General features: G+C 67.5%; 14 protein-coding genes. 3 read left to right on the forward strand and 11 right to left on the reverse strand.

Going from position 1 to position 14,880, the window contains the following annotated elements:
• Positions 1–10: 10 nt before the first annotated feature.
• The 3 genes from VS93_RS06830 to VS93_RS06840 form a co-directional block, all read right to left on the reverse strand.
• The gene (locus VS93_RS06830; RefSeq protein WP_046469170.1) at positions 11–892 is read right to left on the reverse strand and encodes a cytochrome c biogenesis CcdA family protein; all 882 of its coding nucleotides are present in this window, start codon (positions 890–892) and stop codon (positions 11–13) included.
• Positions 889–1,470 (reverse strand): redoxin domain-containing protein, encoded by a 582-nt coding sequence (locus VS93_RS06835; RefSeq protein WP_082126673.1) that lies wholly within the window; start codon positions 1,468–1,470, stop codon positions 889–891. The genes VS93_RS06830 and VS93_RS06835 overlap by 4 nt, the downstream gene beginning before the upstream one ends.
• A 279-nt stretch (positions 1,471–1,749) precedes the next feature.
• Positions 1,750–2,586: an LLM class F420-dependent oxidoreductase gene (locus VS93_RS06840; RefSeq protein WP_236700382.1), complete on the reverse strand. Its 837-nt coding sequence runs from the start codon at positions 2,584–2,586 to the stop codon at positions 1,750–1,752.
• 342 nt (positions 2,587–2,928) lie between these two features.
• Here VS93_RS06840 and VS93_RS06845 point away from each other — a divergent pair, with 342 nt between their 5' ends.
• Positions 2,929–3,549: a DUF1707 and DUF4870 domain-containing protein gene (locus tag VS93_RS06845; protein ID WP_082126674.1), complete on the forward strand. Its 621-nt coding sequence runs from the start codon at positions 2,929–2,931 to the stop codon at positions 3,547–3,549.
• An 86-nt stretch (positions 3,550–3,635) separates the two neighbouring features.
• Here the strand turns inward: VS93_RS06845 and VS93_RS06850 are convergent, their stop codons facing one another.
• Positions 3,636–4,232 (reverse strand): hypothetical protein, encoded by a 597-nt coding sequence (locus VS93_RS06850; RefSeq protein ID WP_046469172.1) that lies wholly within the window; start codon positions 4,230–4,232, stop codon positions 3,636–3,638.
• A gap of 254 nt (positions 4,233–4,486) precedes the next feature.
• Between VS93_RS06850 and VS93_RS06855 the strand changes: the two genes are divergently transcribed.
• Positions 4,487–5,014 carry a peptidylprolyl isomerase gene (locus tag VS93_RS06855; RefSeq protein WP_046469173.1) on the forward strand — a complete coding sequence of 176 codons (528 nt, stop codon included), beginning with the start codon at positions 4,487–4,489 and terminating at the stop codon, positions 5,012–5,014.
• A gap of 12 nt (positions 5,015–5,026) precedes the next feature.
• Positions 5,027–5,893 (forward strand): rhomboid family intramembrane serine protease, encoded by an 867-nt coding sequence (locus VS93_RS06860; protein WP_046469174.1) that lies wholly within the window; start codon positions 5,027–5,029, stop codon positions 5,891–5,893.
• Positions 5,894–6,088: 195 nt separating this feature from the next.
• Here the strand turns inward: VS93_RS06860 and VS93_RS06865 are convergent, their stop codons facing one another.
• The 7 genes from VS93_RS06865 to VS93_RS06895 all read right to left on the reverse strand — a co-directional run bounded on the left by VS93_RS06865 (position 6,089) and on the right by VS93_RS06895 (position 14,661).
• Positions 6,089–6,343, reverse strand: a complete 255-nt coding sequence (locus VS93_RS06865; protein ID WP_046469175.1) for a cell division protein CrgA — start codon at positions 6,341–6,343, stop codon at positions 6,089–6,091.
• A 185-nt stretch (positions 6,344–6,528) separates the two neighbouring features.
• Positions 6,529–8,361, reverse strand: coding sequence for a Stk1 family PASTA domain-containing Ser/Thr kinase (gene pknB, locus VS93_RS06870; RefSeq protein WP_046469176.1), 1,833 nt, complete (start codon positions 8,359–8,361; stop codon positions 6,529–6,531).
• An 82-nt stretch (positions 8,362–8,443) separates the two neighbouring features.
• On the reverse strand, positions 8,444–9,955 hold the full coding sequence (locus VS93_RS06875; protein WP_046469177.1) for a serine/threonine-protein kinase: 1,512 nt from the start codon (positions 9,953–9,955) through the stop codon (positions 8,444–8,446).
• Positions 9,952–11,397: a peptidoglycan D,D-transpeptidase FtsI family protein gene (locus VS93_RS06880; protein WP_046469178.1), complete on the reverse strand. Its 1,446-nt coding sequence runs from the start codon at positions 11,395–11,397 to the stop codon at positions 9,952–9,954. Before VS93_RS06880 ends, VS93_RS06875 begins: the two co-directional genes overlap by 4 nt.
• Complete coding sequence (locus VS93_RS06885) at positions 11,394–12,794, reverse strand: FtsW/RodA/SpoVE family cell cycle protein (RefSeq protein ID WP_394298795.1); 1,401 nt, start codon at positions 12,792–12,794, stop codon at positions 11,394–11,396. Before VS93_RS06885 ends, VS93_RS06880 begins: the two co-directional genes overlap by 4 nt.
• Positions 12,791–14,188, reverse strand: a complete 1,398-nt coding sequence (locus VS93_RS06890) for a Stp1/IreP family PP2C-type Ser/Thr phosphatase (protein ID WP_046469180.1) — start codon at positions 14,186–14,188, stop codon at positions 12,791–12,793. Before VS93_RS06890 ends, VS93_RS06885 begins: the two co-directional genes overlap by 4 nt.
• Complete coding sequence (locus tag VS93_RS06895; protein ID WP_046469181.1) at positions 14,185–14,661, reverse strand: FHA domain-containing protein FhaB/FipA; 477 nt, start codon at positions 14,659–14,661, stop codon at positions 14,185–14,187. The genes VS93_RS06890 and VS93_RS06895 overlap by 4 nt, the downstream gene beginning before the upstream one ends.
• Positions 14,662–14,880: the final 219 nt, after the last annotated feature.

The following is a 14,880-nucleotide window of genomic DNA, read 5'->3' on the forward strand; positions in this document are numbered from 1 at the left end:
GGCTGAGAGGTCAGCGCCGGCCGGACGAGGACGGCTCTTTCCGGCGTGCCGCGCGCCGGAGCGTGGTCGCCGCTCCGGCGGCGACGAGGAGGAGCAGGCCGAGGGCGACCCATCCGGGGCCGAGGCTCTCCAGCCGGCCGGCGAGGCCGTCCTGGGCCCGGGTGGCGGCGCCGACCAGCGGATCGGCGATGGGGCCGGAGAACACCCGCAGCTCGAACCAGCCGTAGTAGGCGACGTAGCTCCCGGAGAGGAGGAGCAGGGCCCCGCTTGCGCGTGTCACATATGGCATCGCGCGGCGCAGCCAGGCGGCGACGGAGTCGCGGGCGAGCGCGGTGGCCACTGTGATGACGCCGACGACCACCCCCATCCCGGCCGCGTAGGCCAGGAACATGGCGATCACCCCGAGCGCGCTGGCCGAGCGCAGCGCGCTCGTGGTCAGAGCCAGAAAGGGGGCGATGGTGCAGGACAGCGACGCGATGGCGTAGGTGAGACCGTAGACGGCGGCCCAGCGCAGTGAGCGCACCGGCCTGCCTGGTACGGGCTTGGGCAGTACCAGAGAGACGTCGCGGCCGGTCAGCAGCCACGAGCCCAGGCCGATCAGCGCCAGGCCGGCGATGACCGTCACCCAGGGCAGATGGCGCTCCACCGACAGGGCGAGCGGGGTGACGACCAGCCCGAAGCTCGCGAAGACGAGAACGAACCCGCTGGTCATGGCGGCGGTGCTGCCCAACGCTCGCCCCAGGGGGCGCCACCGCTCGCCCCCGGTGCCGGCCTGGTCCTGCCCGGAGGCGACCAGCAGCGCCACGTAGCCGGGCAGTAGCGCGAAACCGCACGGGTTGAGCACCGCGAGCATGCCCGCTACGACAGCGATCGCATACGGCAGCTCGTTCACGAGGTGTTCTGGTCGGTGTCCAAGAGTTCCTCCTCGATGTAGCCGTCCAGTTCCTCGTCGGTGAGGACTCCCTGGACCGTGTGGTGGGTTCCGTCAGGGCGGAGGAAGGAGAACGAGGGCTGCCTGGTGACCCCGAACCCGGACCAGACCGTACCGTCGTTGTCGACGAGGTGGGTCATCTCCTCCAATTCGTGGTCGGCGACGAACTCCTGCATGGGCCCGACCTGGCCGAGTCCCGCCACGCCGAGGAACTCCACCTCGTCCGCATAGCGCTCGCCGGCCTCGACCACGCCTTCGGCCTCGCTCTGGCAGACGGTGCACCACGGAGCCCAGAACCACAGCACCGCGGCCTTGCCCTCCAGTGAGGCGCCGGCGAATTCCTCGTCGTCGACGGTACGTACCTCGAAGTCACGGGCCGGGGTGACTTCGTCCGCACTGGTGGCGTTGTCGGTGTCCTCCGCGGCCTGTGCGTCGCTCGTGGTCTCTTCGGGGGTGTCGGCTCTGCACCCGGACAGGGGAAGCAGGAGCGCCACCGCGGCGGCGAACACCGACACTGCCGGACGGGACGGGATCTCCATGAGCACCTCGCGGTTTCTGCTGTGACCGGGGAACTCCAGCCGACGCCAGGGACGCGCTGCCTCTGCCGTCCCCTCGATCGCTCCTCGGACAACGCCGACTCGAAGCAGGGTCCTTAATCTGTTCTTCGGAGCCGCGTGCCCGCGGGCGATGTGTCAGCCGGCGAACTTTTCGACCACGTTCACGCGGCGGAGCGGCGTTCCGGTTCACACCACGCGGTGCGCGCGCCGGGAACGGCCGCCGTTGTGCGAGATCACCATGCGGGAGAAACCGCGGTCCGGTCACCCTTCTTCGGCCGTGCGCGCCATCGCCGCGATGTCGTCGAGTCGCCTTAGCGATTCGTCGCGGGGCAGCGTCGGGAGCAGGATGAGCAGCCGTTCGACGTCCAAGCCGGCCGCGGCTTCCACGTCCGCGGCCTTGGGCGGGACACCGAACACGCTGACCGGCATCCTGGCCCTGCCCGCCTGGACGCAGCGCTTGCGCAGTTCCGCGATACGGGTCGCCAGCGGCTCGGGGGCGCCGCTCCAGCGCGGGAACCACCCGTCCCCGTAGTCCATGACACGGTCGAGAACCGTCGGCACTTCACCGCCCAGCCAAACGGGGATGTGCGGCCGCTGGACGGGCTTCGGCCACGAGTAGACGGGGTCGAAATCGACGAACTCGCCGTGGAACTCGGCCTGCTCCCGGGTCCAGATCCGCTTGATCGCACTGACCTGCTCGCCCAGCAGCGCGACCCGGCTCGTGGGGTCGGTGCCGTGGTTGCGCATCTCCTCGCGGTTCCAGCCCGACCCGACGCCCAGGACGAAACGGCCCCCGCTGACATGGTCGAGCGAGGCGGACTCTTTCGCCACCATGATGGCATCGCGCTGAATCAGCAGCGCGATGCCGGTGCCCACGAGGATCCGGTGGGTGACGGCCGCGGCGGCGGAGAGCGCGACGAAGGGGTCCAACGTCCGGTAGTACTTGCCGGGCAGTTCGCCGCCCGGCGGAAACGGGGTCTCGCGACTGGCGGGGATGTGGCTGTGTTCGGCGACGAACAGCGACTCCAGTCCTCGTTCCTCCACTGCGCGGCCGAGTTCGGCCGCCCCGATGCCCTCGTCGGTGATGAACGTGCACACGCCGAATTCCATGCGTGGCGAGTCCGGTGGTTCCGGGACGGCCGGCGTCGGACTCTCCCTCCTCTCCGGATGGTATGAGCGGAAACCGGTCAGAACGTCTGCTCCTAAGGCATGCTTACCAAGTACCGGGGTGGTATGCGTCGCCGGAAACCGCGGTCGCCGGCAGCCGGAATCGGGGTCGGCGGAATGCGGGCGGCGCTCCGATCGGTTCCCTGAATGGGAATCAGGGACGGCTCAGGGACGTACCCCATGGTGCGGGCACGGAGCGAGGGCGCATGATGGTAGGTGGAGCCGAGCGTCCCGCCCTCGGCCCGTCGCCGGCCGACACCGTTAGGAGTGAGAGTGGCTGTGCAGAACCCGACACCTCCGCCCAGCCCGTACGGTCGCGGACGGCCGGTCCCGCAGCGCGGGCGGCACAACCAGTATCTGCGTCTAACGCACGCCGATCGCGACGCGGTGGCCGACCTGCTGAAGGAGGCATACGCCGAGGGGCGGCTTGACTCGGAGGAGTTCGATGAGCGCCTCGGCCTCGCGATGAGCGCCAAGGTCCGCGCCGACCTGGAACCACTGCTCAGTGACCTCGTTCCGGAGGGAACCCAGGCGTTCACCCCCCGAGCACGCGAGCCCGAGCCGCGGCCGAACAGCGGGGAACGCGTAGCGGCACTGGCCGGCCACGTCTCCGGCTACTTCCTCACGGCGCTCGGCCCTCTCGCTATCCTGCTGGTCAGCGGCAAGAATTCCGCCTTCGTGCGCAGGCACGCCATCGAGGCGCTGAACTTCCAGCTCACCTTCATCGTCGGGACGATCGTGCTGTGGTTTTTGTCCTGGCTGGTGCTGCCCCTCATCGCCTGGGTGTTCATGCTGCTCGGATGGCTCTTCCTGCCCATGATCGCGGGGCTGGCCTCCCTGATGGGAGGCAACTGGAAGTACCCCTTCACCTGGCGCCCCGTCAAGGACGAGTAGTACCGACGGCGCCCGTACACACGAGCGGCCCCGCTGAGCTCAGCGGGGCCGCGGATGACGGCGATGCCGGCGGTCCGGCGTCCCGGTCATTTCTTGATGCGACCGTTGAGGTCCTGGGTCGCCTCCTTCGAATCGGCCGCGTCGGTCTTCTCTTCGCCTTGGACCTTTGCGCTCTCGGCCGCGCGGCTGACCCTGTTCTTGGCGTCCTTGGCCTTCGCCGTGAGCTGCTCACGGGTCTCGCGTACCTGCTCACGGGCCTGGTCGAGGTTCTCCTGCCACTCCGCGTCCTGGGTCGCCTGGCGCAGTTTCAGCGCGCCGTAAACGGCGAATGCGCCGAGCGTCGCAACGCCGGCGAAGACCATCACACTCGGGACGCGGCGCCCGTTCCGCCGGGCGACCATGAGGCCGCGCTTGGTCCTGTTCGGCTCGACCCGGTGTGCAGCGGTGATGAGGAGGTCGGCTACGCGTGGAGCAACAGTGTCCTCGACACGGTGCGCCGCGACCTCCAGCCGCGGTGCGGTCCAACCCCGTGCCTTGTGTAGTCGGTCGGCCGCGGTCGCCTTGGCCTGATCAGCGTATGGGCCGAGTCTTTCGGCCTGTTCGCGGGCGAACTCCTGCAGCCGGGCCACTGCCGCTTCCGTCTCGAAGTCGTTCTTGCTGGGGCGTTTCGATTTGGTGCCCACGTGAACCTCCTTTGAGATCGCGGTTCCAGATGCCCCCTGCCCGCTTCCGCCCGTCCTATGCGTGAACCCGGTTCGGAGAGCACTGTGACTCGTTACTGGTGTGTTATCTCAACATACGTCCTCTCCGTCCGTCCGCCACTGTTTCGACACGCGATGCCGGAGTCGGCCCACCAGTGCAGCAGGGGAACGGAGGGCGGCGAGGCCGGGGACCGGTAACGTAGGGGCGTAAGTAATCGCAACGGAAAGGCACCCAGGTGTCCGACGTCAATGGTCAGGTTCGTGCGCGCCTGAACACCACCATGGGAACGATCGTCGTCAAACTCTTCGCTCAGGAGGCGCCCGAGACGGTCGAGAACTTCGTCGGCCTCGCCGAGGGGACGAAGCAGTGGGTGAACCCGAACACCGGTCAACCCACCAACGCCAAGCTGTACGACGGCACGATCTTCCACCGGGTCATCGACACGTTCATGGTCCAGGGCGGCGACCCTCTGGGAAACGGCCGCGGCGGTCCCGGATACAAGTTCAAGGACGAGTTCCACGACTCGCTGAAGTTCGACCGCCCGTACCTGCTGGCCATGGCGAACGCGGGGCCCGGCACCAACGGCTCGCAGTTCTTCATCACCGTGGGCACGCCCAACTGGCTGAACGGCAAGCACACGATCTTCGGTGAGGTCGTCGAGGGCAGCGATGTCGTCGAGGCGATCGCCAAGGTTCCGACCAACCCGCAGGACCGCCCGCTGGAGGACGTCGCCATCTCCTCCGTCGAAATCGAACGGGGCTAGGGCCGACCGCGCATGACCTCCTCTCCGCCACCGCAGCCCGATCCCGGGGCGCGCGAGGTGCCCACGTGCTACCGGCATCCCAAGCGGGAGGCCTATGTGCGGTGCACCCGCTGTGAGAAGCACATCTGCCCCGACTGCATGCGTGAGGCCGCTGTGGGGCACCAGTGCGTGGAGTGCGTCGCCGACGGCCAGAGGGGCATTCGGCAGGCGCGCACCGTATTCGGCGGGAAGGTGACGACCGCCCCGTACGTCACCTACGTCCTGCTCGTTCTCATGGGGCTGGGATTCGTCGTGCAGATGGCCGATCCCCAGGTAACGGGTGCCTTTGGCATGGCGGGCGCGCCGGTGGCCATGGGCGAGTGGTATCGCATGATCACCGCGGCCTTCCTGCACGGCGGTATCGGGCACCTGCTGCTCAACGGATTCGTGCTGTTCGTCTTCGGGCGACAGCTCGAAGCGGCGCTTGGGCACGGCCGCTACCTGTCCCTGTGGCTGCTCAGTGCTCTGGGGGGGTCGGTCCTCACTCTGTTGGCGTCCCCGCTGGGTCAGCTCTCCGTCGGAGCTTCGGGCGCGATCTTCGGCCTGGTCGGCGCGATCCTCGTGATGAGCCGCAGGCTGCGGTTGGACACCCGCTTCCTGCTCGTCCTGGTCGCGGTGAACCTGGTGTTCACATTCCTCGTGCCGCAGATCTCCTGGACCGCGCATATCGGAGGTTTGGTGAGCGGCCTGCTCCTGGGGGCGGTGTACAGCTACCTGCCAACCGCGCAGAACGGTGGGTCGCCGCAGGCCCGGACGCTCGTGCACGTCGTGGCGACGGCCGGGTTCGCGGTGCTGCTCCTGGCATTGGCCGTGGCGGGGGCGGTTTTCGCGCTCGGCTGACACGCCATCGCATACAGCAGGGCCTGGGATTCGTCGGATCCCAGGCCCTGGTCGTCGGAGCGTCATGCCCGGTGCGCGGCCGCGTTGCGGGCGTATCGAACACAGCTACCCACAGCTTGTGGATAACTGTGTGGACAGTTGTGCCGCCCGTTGTGGATAAATGGCTGAAGAGCTTAGTGAACTGGAAAAACGCGGCTAGTGCCAGCGTGTGGACAACAGTACGGCGATGATGATTCCGCTAAAGCCGATGAGCAGATTCCAGTTTTCGAGGTCCTGCATGTAGGGGACCTTCGCACCGGCGATGTAGTACACCCCGATCCACAGGACGCCGAGAAGGAAGGACGCGATCATTGTCGGCGCCAGCCAACGCGGGCTGACCTTCGGCTTCACCGAGGACGACGGCGGGGTGTAAACAGCCTTCTTCTTGCGATCGTTGCTGGATTTGGGCACGGTCGCTGCTCCAAAACGGTGGGCTTGGATTTAAGCGGGACGCGCCCCTCAGTCTACGCCCGCCCCATGAGTCTCCGGGACTTTTCGGGGACGGTCGCGTCGGGGCCGCCTCCGCCAACGGAAAGGGTCCCGCACTGAGAACCGTGCGGGACCCTGCGGCCTACGAAAGACCTGGTTCCGGCCGGCTAACCGGGACTCCACAGTAGGCTCCGCCGGTTGTTCTGCCCGTCCCCGTCCCCGTCACCATCGCCGTCACCATCGTCACCGTCTTCTCCGGGCGGGATCGGCAGCTCCGGCGGGTCCTCCCCTGGTGGCGGCTCCTGCCCGGGAGGCTGGTTCCCATTGCCGTTTCCGTTGCCATTGCCCTGATCACCCCCGGGCGCCTTGGCCAGCGTCACGGTGACGGTGGTCCCCGGCTCGACCTCGTTGCCCGTCTCCGGGTTCTGGCCGATCACCCGCCCAGCGGCTTCGTCGCCGTTCTCCTGCTCCTCGAAGGACGCCTCCAGACCCTTCTCCCGGAGTGCGGCATCGGCCTGCCCCTGCGTCAAACCGTCGAGATCGGGAACCTCGACGGTTTGGGGGCCTTCGGAAATCCAGATGTCGACAGCGGTCTCCGGGTCGGCACTGCTGCCGGCCTCAGGGGCCGTCCGGATGACCTTGCCCTCCTCGACCTCGTCGGACGCCTCCTCCGACGTGGAGCCGATCTGGAAATCCGAGTCCTGGAGCTCTTGGGTCGCCTCGTCCAGGGTCATGCCCGTAACATCCGGGACTTCGAGGCTCCCCGGGCCCGTCGAGACGACGAGCGTGATCGACGACCCCTCGGTGACATCGTCGCCGGCCGGGGGATCGGTCTCGATCGCGTTGCCCTCCTCGATGTCGTCGTCGTTGCGCTCCTCGATGTCGACATCGGTGAACCCGGCGTTGTTCAGCGTCTGTTCGGCTTCGTCCTGCGGGGTGTCCGCGACATCGGGGACTTCCACGGTGTCCGCGCTACCGGACATGAGCAGCCAGCCGGCGAAGACCAGGGCCGCGAGGACGGCCAGCGCGAGCAGCACCCACAGTGCCGCCTTCGCACCGTTGCCGTCGCGCCGCCGGTCGTCGTAATCGTCGTAGTCGTCGTAGTCGTCAGCCGGCCGGTTGTTCACGGCGGGCAACGCGGTCGTTGCGGCGGCGGTCGGCATGCCCTGCAGCCCGCGCTGGATGTCCTCCCGCATTTCCTCGGCGCTCTGGTACCGCTCTTCGCGGTCCTTGGCCATGGCCCGCAACGCGACGGCCTCGAGCCACTCGGGGATCTCCGGATCGAGCTCGGTAGGTGGAACAGGGTCCTCACGCACGTGCTGGTAGGCGATGGAGACCGGGGAGTCGCCGGTGAACGGGGGGCCACCGGTGAGCAGCTCGTACAGCACGCAGCCGGTCGAGTAGATGTCGCTGCGGGCGTCCACCCGCTCGCCGCGGGCCTGCTCCGGGGAGAGGTACTGGGCCGTACCGATGACCTGCGACGTCTGCGTCATCGTGACCTGGGAGTCGTCCGTGGCCCGCGCGATGCCGAAGTCCATGACCTTGACCTCGGCCTGCCGGGTCAGCATGACGTTGGCGGGCTTGATGTCCCGGTGCACGATGCCGTTGCGGTGGCTGTACTCCAGCGCCCGAAGGATGCCGTCAACGATCTCGGCGGTGCGCTCGGGCAGCAGACGGCGGTCGTCGTCGAGTAGTTCTTTGAGGGTCCGCCCCTCGACGTACTCCATGACGATGTAGGGCATGGCCACGCCGTCGACCATGTCCTCGCCGGTGTCGTATACGGCGATGATCGAGGGGTGGTTCAGCGAGGCTGCTGACTGCGCCTCGCGGCGGAACCTGGCCTGGAAGGTGTGGTCGCGGGCGAGATCGTGCCGGAGTGACTTGACCGCCACGAGCCGCTCGAGACGCTGGTCGCGAGCGCGGTAGACCTCGGCCATGCCGCCACGCCCGATGACACCGTCGAGTTGGTAGCGGCCACCGAGTAGCCGGGGCTGAGACATGTCGTGAACTGTTCCTCGTATCTCTCCACGGTGATGGGGGAGAGCCCATGTCACCTAGTGAGGTCGGGTGCGTACTGCCTTGTCACTCATCCCCCGTACCGTCCCCGTCGGCGTCGCCCCCGGGATCGGGGGGTTCGCCATTCTCCTGTTCCTGGCCTTCTTCCTGCTCGCCACCACCGCCATTGCCGTCACCGGGATCTTGGGACTCCTCCGGCGAGGTCTGCCCGTTCTCAGGCGGGGAGGTCGGTTCCTGCGGCGCTTCCTGTGTCGGTGCTTCCGTCGTCTCAGGGGGCGGTTCCTCTGGGATTTCGGGTTCCTCGAACCCGGTGTCCGGGTCGACGGCGGGTTCTTCGGTATTGGGATCGTCGTTTGTGGGGGACGGGCTTTCGGAGGTCTCCGGTTGTCTGTCGCCCACGGTCTCGTCGGGCTCTGTCCCTCCCCACAGCCATCCGGCCAGAACAACCCCACTGACTAGGACCGTTGCGGCTGCGAGTACCGCGAGCACCACCGCCAGGCTCGGGCGGGTTCTCTTGTCGGACTGCTCGGCAAGCCTATCGGAGGAACCGTCGTCGGCTGGTGCTCCGGTACGCGGTGCAGCGGCCCGGCCCGGCTGTGTACGGCGCGGATCGAAGGACGTGGGCTGAGTGGACGGGCCGGCGCCGCTCCCGCCGGCACTGGCGACCATGGTCTGTCCGGGGTCCGTGAGATCCATGGCTGTGGTGGCATCGACAACCCCCACCCCGGTGCGCAGCCGCTGCGCGAGATGGGCGACCTCTCCGGCGGAGGAGGGGCGCTGGTCGGGGGTTTTCTCCAGGAGCCGATCCACGAACGCGCTCAGCTGGGGCGGTATCTCCTCCGGCAACGGCGGCGGAGGCTCCCTGGTGTGCGCGAGTGCCAGCGCCAAGGGGGTGTCGGCGGTGAACGGAGGGCGCCCTGCCAGGCACTCGTAGGCGACCACTCCGAGCGCGTAGATGTCGGAGGCGAAGGTGGCCGAGCCGCCGGAGGCCTGCTCTGGCGAGATGTATTGGGCCGTTCCCATGACCATGCCGGTCTGCGTGAGGGTCACCGACTCGTTGCCCCGGGCGATTCCGAAGTCGGTGAGCTTGACCGTACCGTCTTCGGTCACCAGCAGGTTGCCCGGCTTCATGTCTCGGTGCACCACACCCCGGGCGTGCGCGGCGGCCAGCGCCTGCGCGGCCTGGACGACGATGTCCAGTGTGGCGCCGTGTTCCAGGGCCCCTTTGCGCCGGAGGATGGAGGACAGCGGTTCGCCGGGAACCAGTTCCATGATCAGGAACGCGCGGTCGTCCTGCTCGCCGTAGTCGAAGACCTGCGCGATCCCGGGATGGGACAGCCCAGCGGTGATCCGGCCCTCGGTGCGGAACCGCTCCCGGGAGGTGGGCTGCGCCATCTGCGCGGGGTGCAGCAGTTTGACCGCGACAGGACGGTTGAGGAGGGTGTCGGTGGCCCGCCACACCGTGCCCATGCCACCCGAGCCGATCTGCTCGTCGAGCCGGTAGCGACCGCTGAGGAGGGTACCGGACAGCTCTCCCTGACCGGAGGCGCCTGGGGATTCGGAGTCGTTTTCGCTCACTCGTCGATCACTGCCTCCATGATCGACTTCGCGACCGGGGCGGCGAGTTCGCCACCGCTGCCGCCACCGTTTTCGATGACGACGGCCACCGCGACCTGCGGATCATCGGCCGGTGCGAAGGAGATGAACCAGTTGTGGGTGGGGCCCTCGCCGGTTTCCGCGGTACCGGTCTTGCCGGCGACCTCGATTCCCGAGATGGCTCCGTTCTTGCCGCTTCCCTCGTCGCCTTGGGTGACCTCCACCATCATGTCGGTCAGGTCGCTCGCGGTCGAAGAGCTCACGGCCTGTGACAGGACCTCGGGGTTCGCCGTTTCGAGTTCGGTGAGGTCGGAGCTCTGCACTGTATCGATCAGGTAGGGCTTCATGACGTCGCCCCCGTTGGCGACCCCGCCCGCGACCATCGCCATCTGCAGCGGGGTGGCCGCGACATCGAACTGGCCGATTCCGGTCTGGGCGAGCTGGCTGTCGTCCAGGCCCCGGGGGTATGAGCTCTCGGAGACGGTCAGCGGGATCTGCATCTCCCCGCCGTCGAGGCCGAAAGCCTCTGCCTGTTGGGCCATCTTGTCCTCCCCGAGCTCCACGGCCCAGTGTCCCATCGAGGTGTTGCAGGAGATCTCGATGGAGTGCTGCAGGGTGTCCGGGTCTCCGCCGTTGCATGCCCCGCCGCTGGCGTTCGGCATCGTGCCGCCGGCCGGCATGTTGTAGGTCGCCGGCGCGGGCTGGGTGCTGTCCGGCGTCGCACCGTCCTCCAGTGCGGCGGCGGCGGTGACGATCTTGAACGTGGACCCCGGTGGGTACCTTTGGTTCAGCGCCCGGTCGAGCAGTGGCTTGTCCTCGTCCTCGTCGAGACGTTCGTACTCCGCCACGACCTCGGAGGGATCGTGGTGGGACAGCGGGTTGGCGTCGTAGGTCGGCAGCGAGGCCGAGGCGAGAACAGCGCCGGTGGACGGGTCGAGCGCCACCGCGGCGCCGTTCTTGCCGACGCTGCGCAGTCCGGCGAAGGCCGCCTCCTGGGCGTCCGGGTTGATGGTGAGCTCGACGCTGGCGCCTTGGACCTCCTCGCCCGTGATGGTGTCCATGAAGTTGCTCACGGCGAGCCGGTTGTCGGAGCCGTTGAGCATCGAGTTCTCCGCGCTCTCGATGCCGGTTGCGTTGTAGAGCGAGTAGAAGCCCGTCAGGTGCGCGTACTCCTCGGAGCTCTTGTAGCGGCGCTGGTAGTCGTATGCGCTGTCGTCCCCGGTCGGCTCGGAGTAGGCGATCTGCTCGTTGCCGACGATGATCGACCCGCGTGCGGCGTCGAACTGCCGGGCGGTCTGCCGTGCGTTCCGGGGATGCTCGCGCAGGTTCTCCGCGTTGATGGCCTGCAGGTAGTTGGCGTTGATCAGTAGCGCGCCGAACAGCACCATGCAGAAGACCGCGAGGCGGCGGATCGGCTTGTTCATCGCGAGATCACCTGCGTCATTCCCTCGTCCTGGATGGCCTGGGGAGCGGGGCGCCGGGCGTTGTCACTCATGCGCAGCAGCAAGCCGAGCATGATCCAGCTCGCCATCAGCGACGACCCGCCGGCGGACAAGAACGGCGTGGTCATACCGGTGAGCGGGATCAGCCGGGTGACCCCGCCCATCGTGATGAACACCTGGAAGGCGATGACGAACGCGATACCGGTGGCCATCATTTTGACGAACAGCTCGCGCGAGGCCAGGGCCACCCGCAATCCCCGTTCGCACAGCAGGAAGATCACCACGACGATCGCCATGAGACCGGTCAGCCCGAGCTCCTCACCGAAGGAGACGAGGATGAGGTCGCTGTCGGCGGCGAAGATGGTGTCCGGTTGGCCCTGGCCCAACCCGGTGCCGAGCACGCCGCCCTCCGCCAGCCCGAAGAGGCCTTGGACCAGCTGGAAACTGCCGCCCACGGCATCGATGACCTCGGGGTTGAACGGGTCGAGCCAGATCGTCACGCGCTGCTGTACGTGCCAGAAGATCGCCCACGCGGCGGTCGCGCCGGCCAGGAACATGACGATGCCGATGATGACCCACGAGGAACGCTGGGTCGCGGCGTAGATCATCGCCAGGAAGGTGCCGAACATCAGCAGTGAGGTGCCAAGGTCCTTGGTGCCGACCAGGATCAGGATCGCTATGCACCAGGCGACGACCATGGGGCCCATGTCGCGCATCCGGGGCAGGTCGAGGACCTTGAACGGTCCGACCTTGAACTCCTTGCTGGCCAGCGAGAGTACATCCCGTTTCATCACGAGGTAGCCCGAGAGGAAGACGACCAGTGCGATCTTGGCGAACTCCGAGGGCTGCAGCGTGAAACCGCCGATGCCGATCCAGCGGCGGGCGCCCAGGACCTCTTGGCCGAGGACGGGCGTCATAGGCGAGGCGAGCAGCACGATGGCCAGCAGCAGCGTGATGTAGGGGTAGCGCTGCAGGACGCGCGGTTCCTTGAGGAAGAACAGGATGAGCAGGCACAGCACCATGCCGATGGCGGCCCAGGTCAACTGCATGCCGACGCCGGCGTGCTCTCCTTCCTCGCCCTGGTTGAGCCGCCACACCATCGACAGGCCGAGACCGTTCAGGAAGATTCCGCACGGCAGGATCAGCGGGTCGGCGTAAGGGGCGATGAAGCGCAGCGCCGCGTGCACCCCGATGGCCAGGCCGCCGAACGTGAACCCGTACCCGAACATGCCGCCGGGGATGCGCTCGTTCAGAGCGAGGCCGGCGGCGGCGAAGGCGCCGAGTGAGATCCCCAGCGCCAGAAGGAGCATGACGAGTTCAGCGTTGCGCCGTTTGATCGGCGGTAACGTTGCTGGTCCGGTACTTGGCGCGTTCATCACTGCCCTCCGGCGGGCTCACCCGGCCCGCTGGTGGGGTCGGGGTCCTGCTCGCTCTGGTTTCGGGCGTCCTGGGCTGTATCGGCATCGGTCTCGGTCTCCGGCCGGTCCTCCTGCGGTTCCTCCAACCCGCAGGAGGCGGGATCGGCCTCGCAGCCCGCTGCGGTCTCGCGGAGGGACTCGACGCGGGCGTCGGCCTCTTCGCGGCTGTTGAAGTTGATGCTCTGGCTGACGATCTCGCGCTCATTGGCGGGCAGCATATCCAGTTGCACACCGGTGTCGTCGATCTGTTCGGCGAGTTCGTATCCGGCGACGTCGCTGTCGATGCCCTGGTAGATGGCTACGTTCTCGCCGTTCTCCGAGGGGCCGATGAAGTACTGTCCGGCGAGGTACATCCGGGCGAAGAAGAAACCGGCCACAGCGATGACGCCCACGATCACCACGAACGTCAGCACCATTGGCCACCACTTCTTGGTGCGCCGTTCCGGCTCCGGTTCGGAGTCGGGTTCGGAGCCGATTCCGGGGATCCGGTCCATCTCCGCGGTGTCGCCGGAGCCGCGCTTCAGGTTCTGCGCCCGACCCGCGGGGGTGTCCGGGGTCATAATGGGTTCGCGCCGCTGGTCGGCGGCGCCGACGACGGCCGGTTCCTGCATGGGCCCGACGGGAGAGGTCGCGGTGTCGATGACGTCGGCGACCACTGCGGTGATGTTGTCGGGGCCGCCGCCGCGGTTGGCGAGGTCGATCAGTCTTCGGGCGGCGGCGTCCGGGTGCTCTTCCGCGACAAGCGTCTCCTGGATGGTCTCCTTGCTGACGACACCGGAAAGGCCGTCGGAGCAGAGCAGGTAGCGGTCGCCGACCTTGGCTTCGAGGATGGAGATGTCCGGTTCGACCTGGTTGCGGCCGTCCAGCGCGCGCAGCAGAAGGGAGCGCTGGGGGTGGCTTTCGGCCTCCTCCTCGGTGATCTTTCCTTCGTCGACGAGGGTCTGTACGAGGGTGTGATCGTGGGTGATCTGGCCGAACTCCCCTTCGCGCAGCAGGTAGGCCCGGGAGTCGCCGATGTGGATGAGAGCGACGCGCGGGCCCGACCACAGCATCGCGGTCAGGGTGGTCCCCATGTTCTCCAGCCGGGGCTCCTCGGTGACCCGCTGGGACACGGCGCCGTTGGCGGTCTCCACGGCCTGCTGCAGCGACCCGGCCATCTCTTCGGCGCTGGGGACGTCATCGTCGAGCGACATCAGTGTCGAGATCGCGAGCGAGCTCGCGATCTCGCCGCCTGCGTATCCACCCATCCCATCGGCGACCGCGAGGAGGTACGGGCCGGCGTACGCGGAGTCTTCGTTGCCTTCGCGGAGGCATCCTACGTCGGAGTACGCCGCGTATCGGAGAGCGATTGTCATTTGCGCAGTTCCAGGACGGTTTTGCCGATGCGGATGGGCTGCCCCACCGAAATTGGCTGGGGGTTGGTCAGGCGCTGCTGACCGAGGTATGTGCCGTTGGTCGAACCGAGATCCTCCACGATCCACTTGCCCTGGTCGGAGAAGATGCGCGCGTGTCGGCCGGAAGCGTAGTCATCGTTGATGACCAGCGTCGAGTCCTTAGCCCGTCCGATGACGATGGGCTGGGAGGTGAGGTTGAGGCTGGTACCGGCCAACGGCCCCTTGGTGACGACAAGAGAGCGCGGCTCGTTGCGCCGGCCGCGAGGGGCACGCGGGGCGGACGAGCGGCGCGGTTCCGACTGCTTGGCTCGTTTGCTCTTCTCCGGAGAAGGGCCGAGCAGGTCGGTGCGGATCACCCCGACGGCCATGAGCACGAAGAGCCACAGCACCGAAAGGAACACGATCTTGATGAATATGAGGGTGACTTCGGACATCGAACTGCTCTTCAGCCCCTGTCGTGCTCTGGCGAGTAGCGGTCATCGGCGCCGCCACCGCGTCTTCTCGGCCTCGAACCCCCTGAGATCGTCCCGGGCAGCCGAACGTAACCAACGGACGCGATCATTCTGCCCGATTGGTTCCCTCCTTGCGGAGGGTCCGGCACCTGTTTCAGTTTGACGATGTGCTCTTGTGAGTTCGGCCCCACCCCCTTCAGA

Source organism: Allosalinactinospora lopnorensis, assembly GCF_000981225.1.
Classification (GTDB): domain Bacteria; phylum Actinomycetota; class Actinomycetes; order Streptosporangiales; family Streptosporangiaceae; genus Allosalinactinospora; species Allosalinactinospora lopnorensis.

Coding starts and splice junctions, on each gene's coding strand:
- VS93_RS06860 (WP_046469174.1), top strand. CDS start 5,027: ATGACCTCCTCTCCGCCACCGCAGCCCGATCCCGGGGCGCGCGAGGTG.
- VS93_RS06895 (WP_046469181.1), bottom strand. CDS start 14,661: ATGTCCGAAGTCACCCTCATATTCATCAAGATCGTGTTCCTTTCGGTG.
- VS93_RS06835 (WP_082126673.1), bottom strand. CDS start 1,470: ATGGAGATCCCGTCCCGTCCGGCAGTGTCGGTGTTCGCCGCCGCGGTG.
- pknB (WP_046469176.1), bottom strand. CDS start 8,361: ATGTCTCAGCCCCGGCTACTCGGTGGCCGCTACCAACTCGACGGTGTC.
- VS93_RS06890 (WP_046469180.1), bottom strand. CDS start 14,188: ATGACAATCGCTCTCCGATACGCGGCGTACTCCGACGTAGGATGCCTC.
- VS93_RS06880 (WP_046469178.1), bottom strand. CDS start 11,397: ATGAACAAGCCGATCCGCCGCCTCGCGGTCTTCTGCATGGTGCTGTTC.